The sequence below is a fragment of the Streptomyces sp. x-80 genome (genome assembly GCF_046549095.1).
GTDB classification, from domain to species: domain Bacteria; phylum Actinomycetota; class Actinomycetes; order Streptomycetales; family Streptomycetaceae; genus Streptomyces; species Streptomyces celluloflavus.
In genome coordinates this window covers 367,477-386,846 of record NZ_JAJPWM010000005.1, presented here as the reverse complement: position 1 = coordinate 386,846, position 19,370 = coordinate 367,477, and the positions used below count along the sequence as shown (strand labels likewise).

The 19,370-nt window shown below is 72.5% G+C and carries 16 protein-coding genes; 10 read left to right on the top strand and 6 right to left on the bottom strand.

From position 1 onward, the window contains the following. Positions 1-223: 223 nt before the first annotated feature. From rarD to ACLJWH_RS12445, 6 genes are all read right to left on the bottom strand, one after another. Positions 224-1,270 carry an EamA family transporter RarD gene (rarD, locus tag ACLJWH_RS12470; RefSeq protein ID WP_411141687.1) on the bottom strand — a complete coding sequence of 349 codons (1,047 nt, stop codon included), beginning with the start codon at positions 1,268-1,270 and terminating at the stop codon, positions 224-226. Positions 1,271-1,508: 238 nt separating this feature from the next. After that, positions 1,509-2,603 (bottom strand): 2-oxoacid:ferredoxin oxidoreductase subunit beta, encoded by a 1,095-nt coding sequence (locus tag ACLJWH_RS12465; protein ID WP_411141686.1) that lies wholly within the window; start codon positions 2,601-2,603, stop codon positions 1,509-1,511. Next, entirely contained in the window at positions 2,596-4,548 is a 1,953-nt protein-coding gene (locus ACLJWH_RS12460; RefSeq protein ID WP_411141685.1) for a 2-oxoacid:acceptor oxidoreductase subunit alpha, read from the bottom strand. Before ACLJWH_RS12460 ends, ACLJWH_RS12465 begins: the two co-directional genes overlap by 8 nt. A gap of 309 nt (positions 4,549-4,857) precedes the next feature. Beyond that, positions 4,858-5,517 (bottom strand): LuxR C-terminal-related transcriptional regulator, encoded by a 660-nt coding sequence (locus ACLJWH_RS12455; RefSeq protein WP_411141814.1) that lies wholly within the window; start codon positions 5,515-5,517, stop codon positions 4,858-4,860. A 443-nt stretch (positions 5,518-5,960) separates the two neighbouring features. Further along, positions 5,961-7,274 (bottom strand): sensor histidine kinase, encoded by a 1,314-nt coding sequence (locus ACLJWH_RS12450; RefSeq protein ID WP_411141684.1) that lies wholly within the window; start codon positions 7,272-7,274, stop codon positions 5,961-5,963. A 301-nt stretch (positions 7,275-7,575) separates the two neighbouring features. Further along, positions 7,576-8,790, bottom strand: a complete 1,215-nt coding sequence (locus tag ACLJWH_RS12445; protein ID WP_411141683.1) for a sensor histidine kinase — start codon at positions 8,788-8,790, stop codon at positions 7,576-7,578. Between the two features lie 248 nt (positions 8,791-9,038). Between ACLJWH_RS12445 and eccD the strand changes: the two genes are divergently transcribed. The 10 genes from eccD to ACLJWH_RS12395 all read left to right on the top strand — a co-directional run bounded on the left by eccD (position 9,039) and on the right by ACLJWH_RS12395 (position 19,274). Continuing rightward, a complete protein-coding gene (gene eccD / locus ACLJWH_RS12440; RefSeq protein ID WP_411141682.1) occupies positions 9,039-10,376 on the top strand; it encodes a type VII secretion integral membrane protein EccD in 1,338 nt (445 codons plus the stop codon). Between the two features lie 368 nt (positions 10,377-10,744). Continuing rightward, positions 10,745-11,944 (top strand): hypothetical protein, encoded by a 1,200-nt coding sequence (locus ACLJWH_RS12435; protein ID WP_411141681.1) that lies wholly within the window; start codon positions 10,745-10,747, stop codon positions 11,942-11,944. A 149-nt stretch (positions 11,945-12,093) separates the two neighbouring features. Beyond that, entirely contained in the window at positions 12,094-12,495 is a 402-nt protein-coding gene (locus ACLJWH_RS12430; protein ID WP_411141680.1) for an NADH-quinone oxidoreductase subunit A, read from the top strand. Then, on the top strand, positions 12,486-13,148 hold the full coding sequence (locus ACLJWH_RS12425; RefSeq protein ID WP_411141679.1) for an NADH-quinone oxidoreductase subunit B: 663 nt from the start codon (positions 12,486-12,488) through the stop codon (positions 13,146-13,148). Before ACLJWH_RS12430 ends, ACLJWH_RS12425 begins: the two co-directional genes overlap by 10 nt. Continuing rightward, a complete protein-coding gene (locus ACLJWH_RS12420; RefSeq protein WP_411141678.1) occupies positions 13,145-14,506 on the top strand; it encodes an NADH-quinone oxidoreductase subunit C in 1,362 nt (453 codons plus the stop codon). Before ACLJWH_RS12425 ends, ACLJWH_RS12420 begins: the two co-directional genes overlap by 4 nt. Then, positions 14,503-15,468 carry a complex I subunit 1/NuoH family protein gene (locus tag ACLJWH_RS12415; protein WP_411141677.1) on the top strand — a complete coding sequence of 322 codons (966 nt, stop codon included), beginning with the start codon at positions 14,503-14,505 and terminating at the stop codon, positions 15,466-15,468. The genes ACLJWH_RS12420 and ACLJWH_RS12415 overlap by 4 nt, the downstream gene beginning before the upstream one ends. A gap of 143 nt (positions 15,469-15,611) precedes the next feature. Continuing rightward, complete coding sequence (locus ACLJWH_RS12410; protein ID WP_411141813.1) at positions 15,612-16,208, top strand: 4Fe-4S binding protein; 597 nt, start codon at positions 15,612-15,614, stop codon at positions 16,206-16,208. Beyond that, complete coding sequence (locus tag ACLJWH_RS12405; RefSeq protein WP_411141676.1) at positions 16,208-16,906, top strand: NADH-quinone oxidoreductase subunit J; 699 nt, start codon at positions 16,208-16,210, stop codon at positions 16,904-16,906. Before ACLJWH_RS12410 ends, ACLJWH_RS12405 begins: the two co-directional genes overlap by 1 nt. Then, complete coding sequence (gene nuoK, locus ACLJWH_RS12400) at positions 16,906-17,280, top strand: NADH-quinone oxidoreductase subunit NuoK (RefSeq protein ID WP_411141675.1); 375 nt, start codon at positions 16,906-16,908, stop codon at positions 17,278-17,280. Before ACLJWH_RS12405 ends, nuoK begins: the two co-directional genes overlap by 1 nt. Further along, positions 17,277-19,274: an NADH-quinone oxidoreductase subunit L gene (locus ACLJWH_RS12395; RefSeq protein ID WP_411141674.1), complete on the top strand. Its 1,998-nt coding sequence runs from the start codon at positions 17,277-17,279 to the stop codon at positions 19,272-19,274. The genes nuoK and ACLJWH_RS12395 overlap by 4 nt, the downstream gene beginning before the upstream one ends. Positions 19,275-19,370 lie beyond the last annotated feature (96 nt).

Genomic DNA, 19,370 nt, shown 5'->3' with positions numbered 1-19,370 from the left:
GCAGGACACGCCCCGGCCCGCCGCCCACCGGCAGTGGACCGGGGCTTTCCCGTACCGGGGCATTCCCGTACCGGGGTTCAGCAGTCCGGAAGTCCGGGGCCCTTGCGGAGGGGCCGGGGCGTACGGGTGTCCGGACGTCCGCCGCACGGGTTCCGGGCTCTACGAGGCCGCGGTCCGGGCCCCTGAGGGCGACCCCACGAGGCGGCGGTACGCCGGGCCCCGGTCAGCGTTCGAGCGTCGTCTCCGGAGCCGGCGACTTCCCGGCCGCCGACTCGGGGCCGGTCGCCGTGGTCGCCTCCGCCGTCGCCGCCTCGGCCGCCGCGGCTCGGGCACCCGAGGCGACCGCCGCGCCCGCCCGCGCCCCGGCATCGGCGAGCGCCGCCCGTCCGCGCCGGGCGGTCCGCAGCACGTCCCAGGTCAGCACCACCAGCGCGAGCCACACCAGCGCGAAGCCGGCCCAGCGCTCGGCCGGCATCTCCTCGTGGAAGACCGTCAGGCCCAGGACGAACTGGAAGGTCGGCGCCAGATACTGCATCATCCCGATCGTCGTCAGCGGCAGCCGTACGGCCGAGGCGCCGAAGCAGATCAGCGGCAGCGCGGTGGCGATGCCGCAGCCCGCGAGCAGCAGCGCCTGGCCGGTCCCGCCGGAGGTGAAGGCGGACTCGCCGCGGGTGCCGAGGAAGATCAGGAAGCCCAGCGCGGGCAGCACCTGGAGTGCCGTCTCGGCGCTGAAGCCCTCGATACCGTCGAGCTTGATGCCCTTCTTGACCAGTCCGTACGTCGCGAACGAGAGGGCCAGCCCGAGCGAGATCCAGGGCACCTTGCCGTAGGCGAGGGTCATCACGACCACGGCGAGGGTGCCGACGCCCACCGCCGTCCACTGCATGGGCCGCAGCCGCTCGCGCAGCACCAGCACGCCGAAGGCGATGCTGACCAGCGGGTTGATGAAGTAGCCGAGCGAGGCTTCCAGGACGTGCCCGGAGTTGACCGCCCAGATGTAGAGGAACCAGTTCGCCGAGATGACGACGGCGCACACCAGGATCATCCCGAGCCTGCGTGGCTGCCGCAGCAGCGGGCCTATCCAGCTCCAGCGGCGCAGCGCGGCCAGGATGACGACGGCGACCGGCAGCGACCAGGCCATGCGGTGGGCCAGGATCTCGGACGGCGAGGCGGCGTCCAGCAGGTGCCAGTAGAGCGGCAGCAGGCCCCACATGGTGTAAGCGGCGAAGCCGTAGGCGAGACCTGCGCGCTGGTCGCTTCGAGGCTGCAAGGGGACCCTCCAGATGGTGCTGTGCCGACTCTGCGAAGGTAACGCCGTACGGCTCCGCTGTCATGTCCGTATCGATGTACGGTCATGACAGCGACGCGGGGCCGGAACGCGCCCCACGCCTTTTCGCCCCGGCGCCCCTCGAAAAACGACCGCGGGTGCCCGTACGCCGCGTCGGACGACGCTCGCGTACGGACACCCGCGTACGGACCCGCACCGGGGTCCACCGGCCCGGAGGCTGTCAGCCCACGACGGTCCAGGTGTCGTTGCCGGCCAGCAGGTCGGCGAGGTCGCCCTTGCCCTTCTGCTCGACGGCGGCGTCGAGCTGGTCGGCCATCAGGGTGTCGTAGACCGGCCGTTCGACGTTGCGGAGCACACCGATGGGGGTGTGGTGGAGGGTGTCGGCGTCGGCGAGGCGGGAGAGCGCGAAGGCCGTGGTCGGCGAGGGGCTGTGCGCGTCGTGCACCAGCACACCGCCGGCGCCCTCCTCCCGGATGTCGATGACCTTGAGGTCGCCGGTGGCCGGGTCGCGGACCACACCCTTGGAGCCGAGGCCGTCCTCGGCCGGGGTGCCGAAGCGGATGGGCTTGCCGTGCTCCAGGCGGATGACGGCTTCCTCGGCCTTCTCCTTGTCCTTGAGGACCTCGAAGGCGCCGTCGTTGAAGATGTTGCAGTTCTGGTAGATCTCCACCAGCGCCGTGCCGGGGTGGGCGGCGGCCTCGCGCAGCACCGAGGTGAGGTGCTTGCGGTCGGAGTCGACCGTACGGGCCACGAACGACGCCTCGGCGCCGATGGCCAGCGAAACGGGGTTGAACGGTGCGTCCAGCGAGCCCATCGGCGTCGACTTGGTGATCTTGCCGACCTCGGAGGTGGGGCTGTACTGGCCCTTGGTCAGGCCGTAGATCCGGTTGTTGAAGAGCAGGATCTTGAGGTTGACGTTGCGGCGCAGGGCGTGGATGAGGTGGTTGCCGCCGATGGAGAGCGCGTCGCCGTCGCCGGTGACGACCCAGACGGACAGGTCGCGCCGGGAGGTGGCCAGACCGGTGGCGATGGCCGGGGCGCGGCCGTGGATGGAGTGCATCCCGTAGGTGTTCATGTAGTACGGGAAGCGGGAGGAGCAGCCGATACCGGAGACGAAGACGACGTTCTCCTTCGCCAGGCCGAGCTCGGGCATGAAGCCCTGTACGGCGGCGAGGACGGCGTAGTCACCGCAGCCGGGACACCAGCGCACTTCCTGATCGGACTTGAAGTCCTTCATGGACTGCTTGGCCTCGGCCTTGGGCACCAGGGAGAGCGCCTCGATCTGCGAGGGCCGCTCCGAGATCGTCTCAGTCATTGATGGCCTCCTTAAAGACCTCCGCGAGCTGCTCGGCCTTGAACGGCATTCCGCTGACCTGGGTGTGCGAGCGCGCGTCCACCAGGTACTTGGCACGCAGCAGAGTGGCGAGCTGTCCGAGGTTCATCTCCGGCACGATCACCTTGTCGTAACGCTTCAGGACGGCGCCGAGATTCCGCGGGAAGGGGTTGAGGTGGCGCAGATGCGCCTGGGCGATCCGCTCGCCCGACCCCCGGACCCGGCGGACCGCGGCGGTGATCGGCCCGTATGTCGAACCCCAGCCCAGGACAAGGGTGTCGGCACCCACGCCGGACCCGTCGGCGGGGTCGTCGACCTCGATGTCCGGGACGTCGATGCCGTCGATCTTCGCCTGGCGGGTGCGCACCATGAAGTCGTGGTTGGCGGGGTCGTAGGAGATGTTGCCGGTGCCGTCCTGCTTCTCGATGCCGCCGATGCGGTGTTCGAGGCCCGGTGTGCCCGGCACGGCCCAGGGGCGGGCCAGGGTCTGCTCATCGCGCTTGTAGGGCCAGAACGCCTCGGTGCCGTCCGCCAGCTGGTGGTTCGGGGCGGTGGCGAACTGGACGCGCAGATCGGGGAGTTCGGCGACGTCGGGAATCCGCCACGGCTCGGAGCCGTTGGCCAGATAGCCGTCGGACAGCAGGAAGACGGGGGTGCGGTAGGTCAGTGCGATACGGGTCGCTTCCAGCGCCGCGTCGAAGCAGTCGGCCGGGGTCCGCGGCGCCACGATCGGCACCGGCGCCTCGCCGTTGCGCCCGTACATCGCCTGGAGCAGATCGGCCTGCTCGGTCTTGGTCGGCAGGCCCGTCGAGGGACCGCCACGCTGGATGTCCACGATCAGCAGCGGCAGTTCCAGGCTGACCGCGAGTCCGATCGTCTCCGACTTCAGCGCCACGCCGGGACCGGACGTGGTCGTCACGGCCAGCGCGCCGCCGAACGCCGCGCCCAGCGCCGCCCCGATTCCGGCGATCTCGTCCTCCGCCTGGAACGTGCGCACGCCGAAGTTCTTGTGCTTGGACAGCTCGTGCAGGATGTCGGAGGCCGGGGTGATCGGGTACGAGCCCAGGTAGACCGGCAGCTCCGCCTGCCGCCCGGCGGCGACCAGTCCGTAAGACAGCGCCAGATTGCCCGAGATGTTCCGGTACGTCCCGGTCGGGAATGCCTTCGTCGCGGGGGCGACCTCGTAGGAGACCGCGAAGTCCTCCGTGGTCTCGCCGAAGTTCCAGCCGGCCCGGAAGGCCGTGACGTTCGCCTCCGCGATCTCCGGCTTCTTCGCGAACTTCGACCGCAGGAACTTCTCGGTGCCCTCGGTCGGCCGGTGGTACATCCACGACAGCAGGCCCAGCGCGAACATGTTCTTGCTGCGCTCGGCCTCCTTTCGGGACAGCCCGAACCCCTTGAGCGCCTCGATCGTCAGCGTCGTCAGCGGCACCGGGTGGACGTTGTACGCCTCCAGCGAGCCGTCCTCCAGCGGGCTGGTCGCGTAGCCGACCTTCGCCATCGGGCGCTTGGTGAACTCATCGGTGTTGATGATGATCTCCGCGCCGCGCGGCACATCGGCCAGGTTCGCCTTGAGCGCGGCCGGGTTCATCGCCACCAGGACGTTGGGTGCGTCGCCGGGCGTGAGGATGTCGTGGTCGGCGAAGTGCAGCTGGAAGCTGGAGACGCCCGGGAGGGTGCCCGCGGGGGCGCGGATCTCGGCGGGGAAGTTCGGCAGCGTCGACAGGTCATTGCCGAACGACGCGGTCTCGGAGGTGAACCGGTCGCCCGTGAGCTGCATACCGTCACCGGAGTCACCCGCGAACCGGATGATGACCCGGTCCAGGCGCCGGACTTCTTTGCCTTGGCCGCCGTCACCGGTATGGCGCTGTTCTCCGACGAGCGCTGCGTCGGCCTGCTCGGCTGGGCTACTGACCTGGCTGGTCACTGCTTCAGACCTCCCTAGAGGCGTGCGGCGGCCCTACGGAGGCAGGGCTCGGGACGTGTCGCACCGACCGGTTGTCCCCGATCCATCGTACGTGGGTAAGGGGGGCCTTCCCTGGGGCGGCCATATGGTGGACGGCGGCTTGAGATATTGGTCTGGACCGGTTTGTCACGAAATCTGCTCCCCCGTCGGCTCGTCCTCGTGGCGCTCCGGCCTCCGCCATTGGTTCTACGACCAAAGCCCTGGGTCCTCGGCGGATGCGGCCCCGGTCCGCATGCCTGACCGGCTGTCAGCCGGTCAGGGGCAGAGCGGTCAGGAGTTGAGATAGGTGAGCACCGCGAGCACCCGCCGGTGATCCCCGTCACTCTGCGACAGGCCCAGTTTCAGGAAGATGTTGCTGACGTGCTTCTCGACCGCACCATCGCTGACCACCAGCTGCCGGGCGACCGCGGAGTTCGTCCGGCCCTCGGCCATCAGTCCCAGCACCTCCCGCTCCCGGGGCGTGAGATTGGCCAGCACATCCTGCTTCCGGCTGCGGCCGAGCAGCTGCGCCACGACCTCGGGGTCCAGCGCGGTGCCGCCCTCGGCGACCCGGACCACGGCGTCCACGAACTCCCGGACCTCGGCCACCCGGTCCTTGAGGAGGTAGCCGATGCCCCGGCTCGAATTGGCCAGCAGCTCCGTCGCGTACTGCTCCTCGACGTACTGCGAGAGCACCAGCACACCCAGACCCGGGTGGTCCCGGCGCAGCCGGATCGCGGCCCGCACCCCTTCGTCGGTGTGGGTCGGCGGCATCCGCACGTCGGCCACCACCACGTCCGGCAGCGCGCCCTCGTCCGCCAGCTCCCCGATCACCTTGATCAGCGCTTCGGCGTCGCCCACACCCGCCACGACATCGTGCCCCCGGTCGGTCAGCAACCGGGTCAGGCCCTCCCGGAGAAGCACCGAGTCCTCGGCGATGACCACCCGCACTTTGTCCTCCACGATTCGAAATCCCCACGCTTTGTCGATCCCACCCTGTCACCCCCAGCATCCCAGCATCTGGACAGGGATGCTGCGGGCTGACGGGATCCGGAGTGGGCGGACGCGGTTCCGGTGGGGGCGGAGGCGCGTGGTGGGGGCAGGGGGCGAGACGAGGCGGGGCGGGAGCGGCCGGGCCCGGGGCCGCGAGCCCCCGGCGCAGCGCCGGCGGCGGGCCCGGGGCCGCGGACCCTCTGGGGAGTCCCGGCCTGAGTTTCCGGCCGAGTGTGCCTAAGGGCTTTCCCGTCATACCTGGCGGGCGCGCGACGACGGCTACGGCACCTCGCCGCGTTGTCGGAACGTCCACATACACCCAGTATGCGGAGGCTCCTCCGCCGTGCGATGCACCGCATCTGACGCCGCGCGCTGATCCACCAGGTATGACGGGACAGCCCTTAGCCGCGCCAGGGCAGCTCGGCGGATATCGCGGTCGGGCCGCCGACCGGGGAGTCCACGACCAGCAGGCCGTCGACCGAGTCGAGCCGCTCGGCGAGGCCGGCCAGACCGCTGCCCGTCGCCGTGCTCGCGCCGCCCCGGCCGTCGTCCGTCACCAGCACCATGATCCGGTCCGCGGTGTGCCAGACGTCCACCGTCGCGCTGGTGGCCTGGGCGTGCTTCGACACGTTCTGTAGCAGCTCGGAGACGGTGAAGTAGGCGATGCCCTCGATCGCCGCGGCCGGCCGGTGGCCCAGGTCCACGGTCACCTTCACGGGCACCGTGCACCGCGCGGAGAGCGCCGACAGCGCCGGGCCGAGCCCCCGGTCGGTCAGGATCGCCGGGTGGATACCGCGGGCCAGGTCGCGCAGCTCCTGGAGCGCGACCTTCACCTCGCCGTGCGCCTCGTCCACCATCTTCGCGGCGGCCGTGGGGTCCTCCGTCAGCTTCTCCTTGGCCAGGCCCAGGTCCATGGCGAGGGCGACGAGCCGGGCCTGTGCGCCGTCGTGCAGATCACGCTCGATCCGGCGCAGATCGGCCGCCGCGGTGTCGACCACCACTCCGCGGTCCGATTCCAGCTCCGAGACCCGGGTGGCGAGGGAGGAGGGGCCCAGCAGCCCGTGGATCATGAGCCGGTCCACCGTCGTCAGCCCGCGGATCACCCACGGTCCGGCCAGCGTGAGCAGCAGCCCGAAGCCGCTGACGAACGCCATCCCCGTCGAATTGTCGATGTAGACGCCGCTGCCGAGGCCGTCGCCCCACAGCTGGATGCCCGGCTGGCCGAGGTAGGTGGGGAAGGTCCACTGCCACAGCGGGTAGACCAGCAGCGCCCATCCCACGACCCAGAAGACCACCGAGAAGACGAAGGAGAACAGCGCCCACGGGAAGTGCAGCAGGCCGTAGAGGAGGTGCCGCCAGGAGACACCGCTCTTCAGCACGGCTCCGACCCACCCCATCAGGCCCGGCTTGGTGGGGCGGACCGGCTCCGGGTCGGCCACGTCCAGATCGAGGAGTGCCCGAGCGCGCCGGCGCTCCAGGGCGCCCAGGGCCCGGCTGCCGGACAGCCCGGCCGCCAGCACCGGGATGCCCAGGAACGTGATCAGGAGGCCGGCGCCGAGCGCCATCACCGTTATCGCGTACACGAACATCACGACGGACAGCGGGAGATTGAGGATGAGGTGGAGGAACTCCCGCCAGGTGCGCCCGGAGAAGGGGGCGCGCAGCCCCACCGGCACGCGGGAGGCGCGGGACTGTGGTGCGTATCCGGTATCCATCGTCAGTTCGTCCGTTCTGCCGTCTCCGGCGCCACTGCCTGCTGTTGATGTCGCAGTTCCCGCACGACCGTCGTGCCGGCTCTTTCGCCACTACGTCCAGAATCCGCGACGGGCGCCGTCCGCACCATGAGGGTCTTCGCAGTCTTCACCTGGGGTTTTCCCCACCCCCGGTCTGGGGGTTGAGCGCATTTACCCAGGTCCGGGGGATATCGGCGACGTACGGGGACAGGCCGAAGGGCCGGCGCCGGGTCAGTACCCGTCCGGCCCGTCCGCCCGGCCCGCCGCTCAGCCGCTCGGTCGTTCAGCCCCGCGCCGCCCGGCTCGTCGCCTCGTTCACCGTCCGGGCCCGCCACGGCAATTCGGCTGTCACCAGCGTAGGTCCGCCGACCGGGGAATCGAGTACGAACAGTCCGTCCACCGACCCCAGCCGCTCGGCGAGCCCGGCCATCCCGGTGCCGCCGTCCAGCCGCGCCCCGCCCCGTCCGTCGTCCCGCACCTGGATCATCAGCCGGTCCTCGGCCCGCCACACCTCGACCGTCGCCTGCCGTGCCGCGCTGTGCTTCGAGATGTTCTGCAACAGCTCGGAGACGGTGAAATAGGCGATGCCCTCGATGGCGGGGGCGGGCCGCTCGGCCAGGTCCACGGCGGCCGTGACCGGTACCGTGCAGCGGCCGGCCAGCGAGGTCAGCGCGGGACCCAGCCCCCGGTCGGTCAGGATCGCCGGATGGATGCCCCGGGCCAGATCGCGCAGCTCCTGGAGCGCCAGCTTCACCTCGCCGTGCGCCTCGTCCACCATCGCCGCCGCCGCGTCCGGGTCCTCCAGCAGCTTCTCCTTCGCCAGGCCGAGCCCCATGGCGAGGGCGACGAGCCGGGCCTGCGCGCCGTCGTGCAGATCACGCTCGATGCGCCGCAGATCGGCCGCCGCGGTGTCGGTGACCGTCACCCGGTCCGACTCCAGCTCGGCGATCCGCCGCTCCAGTTCGTCGGACGGCGAGAGCAGCCCGCGCACCATCGCCCGGTCCACGTTCGACAGCCAGCGTGCCACCCACGGCAGCGCCGGCCACCCCACGAAGAACAGGACGAACGTGAGGGCGAACGTGAGGATGGCCCATGGCAGCCGGACGAACGAGTACAGGGCATGCCGCCAGCCGACCGGGTCCTTCAGGCACGTCCACAGCCACGGGAAGAACCCCGGGTGCCGCGGCCGCACCGGGCTCGGCTCCGCCACCTGCACCCCGAGCAGCGCACGGGCCCGCGCCCGCTCCAGCCTCCCGAACCACCGGCACGCCATCAGCCCCGAGGCCAGCAGCGGCAGCCCGATCACCGTGACGGACAGCCCGACGCCCGCCACCAGCCACACCACCAGCACGCAGAAGGCGGCCACACCCACCGGGAAGTTGGACAGGAGGTAGGCCATTTCCCGCCAGGTGGAGGAACCGAGAGGCGCCCTGGGCGGCGGCAGGACGGTGCCGTCGGAGGCGTCATCGGCGGTACTGGTCCGGGAACTGTCTGTCATACCCCCAGCCTGCCTGCCCGCGGCCCGGCATGCCATGGGGTACGTGGGGTGACGGGGGTGGGGTTTCCCCTACCGTCGCCCCCGCCGTCCCGCGCCCCTCGGACCGGTCGCTCCCGCCGAACCCGCCGTATCGCCGGACCACTGAACCGATGCGTGCGCTCAAGACCGGTTGGCCGGAGAGCGGCTGTAGGGGGAGGGGACGGCGGACCGTAGGGTGTGCGGCAGGGAAGCGGGGGAGGGGCGACCGCATGGTGAGCGTGCGTACGGGGGCGGAACAGGGGGCCCCGCGCAGCCGGGTGACCCTGGTCGGTGAGCGGCGGCGGGTCGATCTCGCGCTGCCCGCGCGGGAACCCATCGGCGTGCTGCTGCCCGGCATCGCGCGGCTGCTCGGTGACCGGCCGGGCCCGGGGACACCGTCGCGGCGGCTGGTCACCGCGGCGGGCGCGGTGCTCTCGCCGGACGATTCGCTGGCGTCGGCGGAGGTGCCCGACGGCGCCGTGCTGCGGCTCGTACGGGAGCCCGAGGGACCGGCGGCGCCGGGCGCACCCGACCCCGCCGACGAGGCCGCCGAAGATTTCGAGGTGCGCGGCTGGCGGTGGGGCGACCGCAGCCGGACCTGGACGGCCGGTGCGGCGAGCGTGCTGCTGGCGCTGATCGCCGGGGTGTCCGCGGGGAGTTGGTACGGGCCGGGCCGCGCCGCCGGCTGGCTCGGCGCCGTCGCGGTGTGCGCCGCGGCGGCCGGCGTGGCCGGTGGGCGGCGCGGCCGTCGGGCACCGGGCGCCGCGCTGCTGCTCTGGGGCGGCACGCTCGGGGTGCTCGCCTCATGGCAGGCCACCACGGACGGCACGGTGCGGCTGGCGGCCGTCGGACTGACCGTCGCCGCCGCGCTCGCCCTGCTGGGACTCGGTACGGAACGGGGGCGCGGCGGCCTCATCGGGGCGGCGGCGGTCGCGCTCGGGGTGGGCGCCTGGGAAGCGGGGCTGGCGCTGACGAGCGTGCCGCGTACGGGAGTCGCGCTCGGCCTGGTCTCGGTGCTGGTGCTGGGCTGGCTGCCCCGGCTGGCACTGAGGGGGGCCGGACTGACCCGGCTGGACGACCGGCGTTCCGGCGGCACACCGGTCAGCAGGCACCGGGTGGCCACCGCCCTGGGCGCGACCCACCGCGGACTCGCGCTCGCCACGGTCACCATGGCGGTCTCGGCAGGTACGGCGGGCATCCTCGCCGCGGGGTCGGACGACGGCTGGTCGGTGGCGGCCGCGGTGCTGCTGTGCGTGGTGCTGTGCTCGCGTTCCCGCGCGTATCCGCTGGCGGTTGAGGTCATCGCGCTGCTGGCGGCCGGTACGGCGGTGGCGGTGTGCCTGGTGGTGCGATGGGCGGCGGACGCGGACCATCCGGCGGGGGCGCTGGCCGTGCTGTGCGTGCTGGCGGTGCTGCCCCTGGTGGCGCTCATGGTGCGCGTACCGGAGCATGTCCGGGTCCGGCTGCGCCGGCTGACGAACCTCGTCGAGTCGGCCGGGGTGGTGGCGCTGATCCCGGTCGCGCTCGGGGCGTTCGGGGTCTACAGCCGGCTGCCGCACATGTTCTGAGCGATCTGAGCCGGAAGTCCGGAAGAGCGGCGGGGTCAGCGGCAGCGGCAGGCAGGGGCAGAGGGGTCATGTCAGCAGACAGATGGAACGGATCGCAGGGGCCGTACGGGCCGGACGGGACGTACGTGCCACGCGGTACGGACGGACCGGACGGTTCGTACGGCCTGGACGGGTCGCGCGAGCCGCATGGGCCGGATGGGCCGTACGGGCCGCGCGGGGCGGAAGGACGAGGCGGACCGGGCGGCCCTGTGGGGCGACCGGTACCGGCGCAGGCCCCCGCACCCACCCACGCCCCTTCCCCTTCCCCTTCCCTTTCGTCTTCCCTTTCGCCTTCCCCGGCCCGCGGACCGGGCGCCGCTCCGACCCCCGTGTCCGTACCGTTGCTGCCGCCCGAGGCGGAGGCGTTGCGGGGCAAGCCACGGCACGGGGAGAACGTCGTCCAGCGGGCGGGGCGGGTGGTGCGGCGGGCCATCGCGTCGTCACCGGCGGCCGAGGCGGCCGCCGTGACGGAGGCCGCGTACGCCATTCAGCAGCCGGTGACCACCGGGCGGCAGATATCCGTGTCCAGCATCCGTGGCGGCGCGGGCAAGTCCACCGTCGCCGCCCTGCTGGCCCTCACCTACGCGCACTACCGCTCCGATCCGGTGCTCGCCGTCGAGGCGGACCCGGCGCTCGGAACGCTGCCGCACCGGCTGGGCGCGCGGGAGGTGCGCTGGTCGGGCAGCGACCTGGCGCAGATCGTCGATCCGGCCATGCTGATCACGGATCTGACGGGGTATCTGCTGCCGTTCCCGGGCGGCGGCTGGCTGCTGCCCGGCAGCCAGGGCGCCATCGGCACCCGGCTGGACATCGAGACGTACCGGGTGGTGATGACCTCGCTGCGCCGGTACTTCGCGACCACCGTCGTGGACTGCGAGACACTGCCCGCCGAGGTGGCGCGCACCGCGCTGGTGACGACGCAGGCGCGGGTGCTGGTCTCCCCGGCGACCCCGGAGGGCGTGGTGGCCACCCGCGCCGTCCTGGACTGGGTGGGCGGTGTGCACCCCGGCATCCTGCCGACGACGGTCGTGGTGGTCAGCCATGCCGCGCCCGATACGGGACTTGACCTGCGCAGGGCCGCCGAGCATCTGGGCGGCGGTGGCGCGGTCGTGCTGCCGCTGCCGTACGACCGCCATCTCGCGGCGGGCGGCGCGATCCGTACCGATCTGCTCGGGGAGCGGACGCTCCAGGCGGCGGCGCGGATCGCGGCCGAGGTGATGAACCGCGCGGTCTCGCGCGCGCCGGGCCGACGCCGTACCGGAGCGGGCGCACCGGCCGCCGTCCCCGGCACACCCGCCCCCACGTCGTCCGGCGCCCCCACGAGCCCTGGCACCTCTATGACCCCCGGCGTCCCGACGCCTCCCCCCGGCCCGATGCCCCCGACCGCCCGGCCGGCTCCGGCAGCCCCGCCGGTCCCGTCGGCCCCGCCGGTCCCGTCGGCCCCGCCGGTCCTGCCGTCCCCGGCGGCCTCCACGGCCTACGGAAGCCCCTCGGGTCCCGGCCTGCCCGCCCCCGGCCCGCCTCGCTGAACGTGCGCGCGGCCGGGCCGGAAGAAGCGGGGACTTCCCGCCATCGGCGTGATGCGGCTGGTCAGGGTGGGCGGTGCAGGGCCTAGACTCCCGTGCGTACAGATCGTCGAAGTCGTTGAACAAGCGCAGTCAGGGAGCGAGGGGCGGACGTGCCGGACGCGACCGTACGCACCACCGTCGCCGCGGACTATTTCCAGGGTTATTCGGTCGTCGGGCTCATGGCCGTGATCGGCGTGCTCTTCGTCGCCGTGGCCTTCGGGGCCGGGCGGCTGCTGCGGCCTGTGGTGCCGACGCCCGAGAAGCTGCTCACGTACGAATGCGGCGTGGACCCCGTCGGCGAGGGCTGGGCACACACCCAGGTCCGCTACTACGTCTACGCCTTTCTCTACGTCATCTTCGCCGTCGACTCGATCTTCCTCTTTCCCTGGGCGACGGTCTTCGCCGCCCCCGGCTTCGGCGGCACGACGCTCGTGGAGATGTTCATCTTCCTCGGCTTCCTCACCGTCGGCCTGCTCTACGCATGGAAGAAGGGCGTCCTGGAATGGACGTGACCCCCGCCTCCGACGGCTCCGCAGACGACGCCGAGTGCGCCGTCCCCGTGTACCTGCCGGAGCCGCGGCGCCTGGGCACACTCGCCCGGCTGGCCCCCGAGCCGATGAAGGTGGTCCTCAACTGGGGCCGCCGCTACAGCCTGTGGGTCTTCAACTTCGGTCTGGCCTGCTGCGCCATCGAGTTCATCGCGGCGTCCATGGCCCGCCACGACTTCATCCGGCTCGGCGTGATCCCGTTCGCGCCCGGTCCGCGCCAGGCCGATCTGATGATCGTCTCCGGCACGGTCACCGACAAGATGGCGCCCGCTATCAAGCGCCTCTACGAGCAGATGCCCGAGCCGAAGTACGTCATCTCCTTCGGGGCCTGCTCCAACTGCGGCGGCCCCTACTGGGACTCGTACTCCGTCACCAAGGGCGTCGACCAGATCATTCCGGTGGACGTGTACGTACCGGGCTGCCCGCCGCGGCCGGAGGCGCTGCTCCAGGGCATCCTCAAGCTCCAGGAGAAGATCGCGCGCGAGTCGCTGGGGGAGCGGTACGGGCCCGGGAGCGATGCCGCGCGGCCTTCGGCGGCGGCGCTGCGCAGCGGGCTGGTGGCGCCGCCGGCGCCGAAGCCGGCCGGTGGCACGACGGCGGGGGAGGAGCCCCGATGAGCGAGCAGCGGCCCGAGCCGGAGGAGCCGGCCGAGCCCGTCGCCGAGCCCGCCGCAACGTCCGATGCCGAGCCCGTTGCCGCCGAACCGGTCGTCGGCTGGCTGCCGCGGCCCGCGAGCGAGATCTTCGGCACGGGGTCCACGGCGGAGCTGGCCTACGACCTGCTGACGGTCGATGTCCCGGCCGACGGCTGGCTCACGGCGCTGACGGCCGCCCGCGACGACCTCGGCTGCACCTACTTCGACTGGCTGAGCGCCGTCGACGAGCCGGGCACCGGCTTCCGGATCTGCGCCCACCTCGCGGACGTGGCCCGCCCCGGCACCGTCCGCCGCCTGCTCGTCCGGACGACCGTCCCGCACGACGCCGCGGTGCTGCCCACCGCCGTGGGGGTGTTCGCGGGTGCGGGCTGGCACGAGCGGGAGACCTACGAGATGTTCGGCGTGGACTTCACCGGACATCCGCACCTGGTACCGCTGCTGCTCCCCGACACGTTCGAGGGCCACCCGCTGCGCAAGGACTTCGTGCTGGCGGCGCGGGTCGCCAAGGCGTGGCCGGGCGCGAAGGAGCCGGGTGAGTCCGAGCACGGCGGGCCCAAGCGCCGCCAGATGCTGCCGCCCGGTGTCCCGGACCCGAACGAATGGGGCCCGCAGAAGGGCCAGCTGCCGCCCGCGCCCGCACGGCAGGCGCGGGGTGCGCGAGCGGCCGGCGCCGCCGCGGGCGAGCGTCCGGTCCGGCGTACGCGGACGGCCGGCGGGGGATCGGCCGGCCAGCGGGAGGCGGGGCCGGGGGCCGGTACGGGGCCGGGCGCGAGCGCCGAGGCCGCAGCGGCCCCGGAGTCCCAGGCGGCCCCGGAGTCCCAGGCGGCCCCGGAGACTCAGGCGGCGGCCGGTGACTCGGGTGCGACCGAACGTCCCGCGCGTCCCGAACGTCCCGCACGCCCGGCGCGTACGGACCGTCCCGCACGCCGTACGCGTTCCGCGAGCGAGGGTTCGGCCAGCCAGCAGCAGACGGCACCGGCGGAGGGTACGCCGGCCGAGGGAGCCGCCCCGGGCAAGGGCGCGGCGGCCGAGGAGGGCGCCCCGGCGGCCACCCCGCCCGCTTCCGACGCCCCCTGGCACCACGCGCGCCCGGCGTTCACCGAGCCGACGGCGAAGCCGGAACCGGGAAAGCCGGAACCGGGAAAGCCGGAACCGGGAAAGCCGGAGCCGGCGACGGAAAAGCCGGAGCCGGAGCAGCCGGAGCGGCAGTCGGACCAGCCGGCACAGGACCAGCCGGAGCCGGAGCAGCAGCAGAAGCAGCAGGAGGGCCCCGGCGGCCACCCCACCCCCCATGACCCGGCAGGAGGCGACACCCCATGAGCGACACCCTCGCCATCGTGCTGCGCCTCCTCGCCGTCTTCGCCGTCTTTCTCGTCCTTCCGCTGGTCATCGGGCAGACCGAGCACAAGGTGATGGCCCATATGCAGGGCCGGCTCGGGCCCATGTACGCGGGTGGCTTCCACGGCTGGGCGCAGCTTGTCGCCGACGGTGTGAAGTTCGCGCAGAAGGAGGACATCGTCCCGGCCGGCGCCGACCGGCGGGTCTTCCAGCTCGCGCCCGCCGTCGCCCTGCTGCCGTACCTCCTGGTCCTCGTCGCCATCCCGGTCGGCCCGCACAACGCCGTCGGACAGGCCCTCGACGCGGGCCTGTTCTTCGTCCTCGCCGTGATGGGCGTCGGCGTGCTCGGTTCACTCATGGCGGGCTGGGCCTCCGCGAACAAGTTCTCACTGCTCGGCGGGTTGCGGACGGCCGCGCAGCTGCTCGCGTACGAGCTGCCGATGCTGCTCGCCGCCGCGTCCGTCGCGATGGCGGCCGGCACGCTCTCGCTCCCCGGCATCCTCGACGCCTTCCACTGGTGGTGGGTGCCGTGGCAGATCGTCGGCGGCCTGGTCTTCTTCACGGCGGGGCTCGCCGAGCTGCAACGCCCGCCGTTCGATATGCCGGTCGCGGACTCGGAGATCATCTTCGGCGCGTACACGGAGTACACCGGACTGCGGTTCGCGCTCTTCCTGCTCGCCGAGTACGCCGGAATCGTCGTGCTCGCCGCGCTGACCTCGGTGCTCTTCCTCGGCGGCTGGCACGGCCCGTTCGGCGCGGACGGTCTCGGCTGGCTGTGGACGCTGCTGAAGACCGCGGTCCTCGCGTTCGGTGTCATCTGGCTGCGGGTCACCTACCCCCGCCTCCGCGAGGACCAGCTGCAAAAGCTCGCCTGGACGGTCCTGATCCCGCTCGCTCTCGCCCAGATCGCCTTCACCGGCGTCGTCAAGGTGCTGATCTCCTGATGGCCACGTACCACGATCCGGCCGACGCGCCGGGCAAGCAGCCGGACGCCGCACCGGACGTGCGGCCGGCCGGAAAGCCGGGCAAGAAGGGCGGCTTTCCCGGGTCCGGGCTCGCCAAGGGCCTGGCCGTCACGCTCCGGACGATGACGAAGCGGTCGGTCACCCAGCAGTACCCGGACGCCCAGCCCGACCTCGCGCCGCGCACCCGCGGCGTCATCGCGCTGTTCGAGGAGAACTGCACGGTCTGCATGCTGTGCGCCCGCGAATGCCCCGACTGGTGCATCTACATCGACTCCCACAAGGAGACGGTGCCGCCCACCGCCCCCGGCGGGCGCGAGCGCAGCCGCAATGTGCTGGACCGTTTCGCGATCGACTTCGCGCTGTGCATGTACTGCGGTATCTGTGTCGAGGTCTGTCCCTTCGACGCGCTTTTCTGGTCCCCGGAGTTCGAGTACGCCGAGACGGACATCCTTGAGCTGACCCATGAGCGCGACCGGCTGCGCGAGTGGATGTGGACGGTGCCCGAGCCGCCCGCGCTCGACCCGGCGGCCGAGGAGCCCAAGGAGGCCGCCGCCGCCCGCAAGGCCGCGGACAAACTCGCCGCTCAGCAGGAAGCGGAACGGGAACAGCAGGCGGAACGGGAACGACAAGCGGAACGGGAACAGCAACAGGACGGGCCGGAACGGCAGGCCGGGCCGGACCAGCCGGGGCAGCGGGACGTGCCCGGGGAGGAATCGTGATGCTCGCCGCCGCCGCAAGCCCCGGCTTCCTCTCGCCCACCGGCGTCGAGATCGCCTTCCTCCTCGTCGGCATCGTCACCTTCGGCGCGGCCGTGGTCACCGTCACCACCAGGCAACTGGTGCACGCCGCCCTGTGGCTGGTCGTCGCCCTCGGCGGGATCGCCGTCGAGTACCTCCTGCTCACGGCCGAGTTCATCGCCTGGGTGCAGGTCCTGATCTACGTCGGTTCCGTCGTCGTCCTCCTGTTGTTCGGCCTGATGCTCACCAAGGCGCCCATCGGCCGCTCCCCGGACGCCGATTCGGGCAACCGCTGGGCCGCCCTCACGGTGGCCATCGCCTCGGCCGTCGCGCTGGTCTGGGTCGTCGTGGACGCGTTCCGGGCCACCTGGATCCGCCTCGACATCGTCCAGGGTTCCACCGAGGTCTCCGGGCGCAGCCTCTTCCAGTACTGGGTGCTGCCCTTCGAGGCGCTGTCCGTGCTGCTGCTCGCCGCGCTCGTCGGCGCGATCGTGCTCTCCCGTAAGAAGGGCGAACCGCCCGCCGCATCGGTGGCATCGGCCACGTCCGCTCCGTCGGTCATCTCCGCACCGCCGGCGACATCCGCCGCATCCGGCACGTCCGCCGCGCCCGTCGGTGGCACCGGCGCCCCCGTGGATGCCGCGGACCCCGCCGGCCCCGCTCCGCGAGAGGACCGCTGATGCATCTCGCCTATCCGGCCGTCCTCGCCGTCCTCCTCTTCTGCACCGGTCTGTACGGCGTGCTCGCGCGCCGCAATGTGATCCTGGTGCTGATGTCCGTCGAGCTGATGCTCAACGCCGTCAACCTCAACCTCGTCGCCTTCGACGTCTGGCTGCGCGACACCCTGCACGCCGGCCAGGCGCTCACCCTCTTCACGATCGCGCTCGCCGCCGCCGAGATCGGCATCGGCCTGGCGATCGTGCTGCTCGTCTACCGCAACCGCGGCAGCTCCGACCTCGACCGGCTCCGGGACCTCGCCGAACGGGCGGACGACATGGACGCGGTGGACCGGGACCCGCAGCAGCCGGACATCAAGGCGGAGGCCACCGCGTGACGCTCACGACCACCGCCGTCCTCGTCCCCCTGCTGCCCTTCCTCGGGGCCGTCGCGGGCTTCCTGCTGGGGCGCCGGCGCCCCGGTTTCGTCCGGCCGCTGGCCGTGCTGCCGACGCTCGCCGCTGCCCTGCTCGCCATCGCCGTCGCCTTCGGGCAGGGCGGTGGCACGGCCACCGACGTCGCGACCCGGCTCACCCCGACCGGCTCGGTCCCCATCGACCTGGCCCTGCACATCGACGGCTTCGCCGCACTCATCGGCGTACTCGTCGGCGTGGTCGCGAGCTGCGTGCAGATCTACTCCACCGGCTATCTGCGCGACGACCCGCGCTACCCCTCCTACGCCGCGCTGGTCTCCCTCTTCACCTCCGCGATGCTGCTCGTCGTCTACACGGGCGATCTGATGGTGCTGCTGGTCGGCTGGGAAGTCATGGGCATCTGCTCGTACTTCCTCGTCGGCCACTACTGGGAGACCGAGGCCGCCCGCGCCGCCTCCCTCAAGGCATTCCTCGTCACCAAGCTCGGCGATGTCCCCTTCCTCTTCGGCATCTTCGCGCTCGCCGCCGACACGGGCACCTTCCGCATCACCGGGATCCTCAGCCACGTCGCCCGGGACGGCCTGGACCACCCCACCCTGATCGCGCTCCTCCTGCTGGCGGGTGTCGCGGGCAAGTCGGCGCAGTTCCCGCTGCACACCTGGCTCCCGGACGCGATGGCCGGTCCGACCCCCGTCTCGGCGCTCATCCACGCCGCGACGATGGTGGCGGCCGGTGTCTATTTCGTGGCCCGGCTCCTCCCCGTCTTCGCCGCCTCCGCGGCCGCGCTCATCGTGCTCGCCGTCCTGGCCGCGATCACCATGGTCGGCTCCGGTCTGGCGGCCCTCGCCCAGGACGACATCAAACGCGTGCTGGCCTATTCGACCGTCGGCCAGCTCGGCTACATGATCGGCGCGCTGGCCGTCGGCGACCGCGGCGCCGCCGTCTTCCACCTCCTGTCGCACGGTGCCTTCAAGGCCCTCCTCTTCCTTGGCGCGGGCGTGATCATCCACGCCGCGGGCACCAACTCGCTGGCCGCCATGTCCCGGATGAGCGGCCTGGCCCGGCGCATCCCGGACGCCTTCTGGACGGGCACCGTCGCACTGCTCGCGCTCGCCGCGATCCCGCCGTTCGCCGGTTTCTTCTCCAAGGAAGCCGTCCTGGGCGCCGCCGAGCACGCCACCACCGGTGCGGTGCTCGGTATCCCCGGCGCCGCCGGCTGGACCGTACTGATCTCCGGTCTGGTCACCGCCCTCCTCACCGCGGCCTACGCCACCCGCCTGTGGCTGCTCGCCTTCAAGGGCAGCGGCGCCGAGGCCCCCGACCACGGCAGGCAGCCGCTCGCCATGAACGCCGTGCTGTGGGTGCTGTTCATCCCCACCGCCGCGCTCGGACTGGGTGCCCCCTTCCTGCCCGACTGGTTCGACGGGCGCTCGCTCACACCGACCCTGACCACCTCCGTCCTGGCCACCGGCGCCGCTCTCATCGGCGGCCTGGTCACCTACGCGGCCTGGCGGCACTCCATCGCGCTGGCCGCCCGGACACCCATCGACGTGGCCGTCGCCGCCCCGGACGCGTCCCCCGGGGTCTCCGAGGAGCTGGCCATCGCCACCCACACCCCGCCCTACGGGGACATCGCGGGCGCCCAGGATCCGGCCGACCCGAGCCGCCTCCTGCTCGGCCCGCTGCGCCGCCACGCGGCCGCCGGCTTCCACCTCGACGCCGTCTACACCGCCGTGTTCGTCCGGCCCGTCCGCGCCGCCGCCACGCTCGTCCGCTTCCTCGACCGCGAGGTCATCGGCACCTATGTGCGCGGCGCGGGCACCGCCCCCGGCTGGCTGGGCGCCGCCGTCCGCCACGCCCAGACCGGCAACGTGCAGAGCTATCTCGGCGCGCTGCTCGCGGGCTCGCTCGTCCTGGCCGTCGCCGCCGTCCTCGTCGCCACGGGCACGGGAGCCTGACCGATGCCGCACACTCCCGGGGCACGCACCCCGCACCCCCAGCCGACCCCCCTCGCGGCCGGGCTCGCCGGAGCCGAACCCCTGAGGAGCGCCTGA

What these genes read in the sequence shown, in the direction of transcription:
- ACLJWH_RS12465 (WP_411141686.1), bottom strand. Translation starts at nt 2,603, where the DNA reads ATGACTGAGACGATCTCGGAGCGGCCCTCGCAGATCGAGGCGCTCTCC.
- ACLJWH_RS12450 (WP_411141684.1), bottom strand. Translation starts at nt 7,274, where the DNA reads ATGGATACCGGATACGCACCACAGTCCCGCGCCTCCCGCGTGCCGGTG.
- ACLJWH_RS12445 (WP_411141683.1), bottom strand. Translation starts at nt 8,790, where the DNA reads ATGACAGACAGTTCCCGGACCAGTACCGCCGATGACGCCTCCGACGGC.
- eccD (WP_411141682.1), top strand. Translation starts at nt 9,039, where the DNA reads ATGGTGAGCGTGCGTACGGGGGCGGAACAGGGGGCCCCGCGCAGCCGG.
- ACLJWH_RS12425 (WP_411141679.1), top strand. Translation starts at nt 12,486, where the DNA reads ATGGACGTGACCCCCGCCTCCGACGGCTCCGCAGACGACGCCGAGTGC.
- ACLJWH_RS12420 (WP_411141678.1), top strand. Translation starts at nt 13,145, where the DNA reads ATGAGCGAGCAGCGGCCCGAGCCGGAGGAGCCGGCCGAGCCCGTCGCC.
- ACLJWH_RS12415 (WP_411141677.1), top strand. Translation starts at nt 14,503, where the DNA reads ATGAGCGACACCCTCGCCATCGTGCTGCGCCTCCTCGCCGTCTTCGCC.
- ACLJWH_RS12410 (WP_411141813.1), top strand. Translation starts at nt 15,612, where the DNA reads ATGACGAAGCGGTCGGTCACCCAGCAGTACCCGGACGCCCAGCCCGAC.
- ACLJWH_RS12405 (WP_411141676.1), top strand. Translation starts at nt 16,208, where the DNA reads ATGCTCGCCGCCGCCGCAAGCCCCGGCTTCCTCTCGCCCACCGGCGTC.
- nuoK (WP_411141675.1), top strand. Translation starts at nt 16,906, where the DNA reads ATGCATCTCGCCTATCCGGCCGTCCTCGCCGTCCTCCTCTTCTGCACC.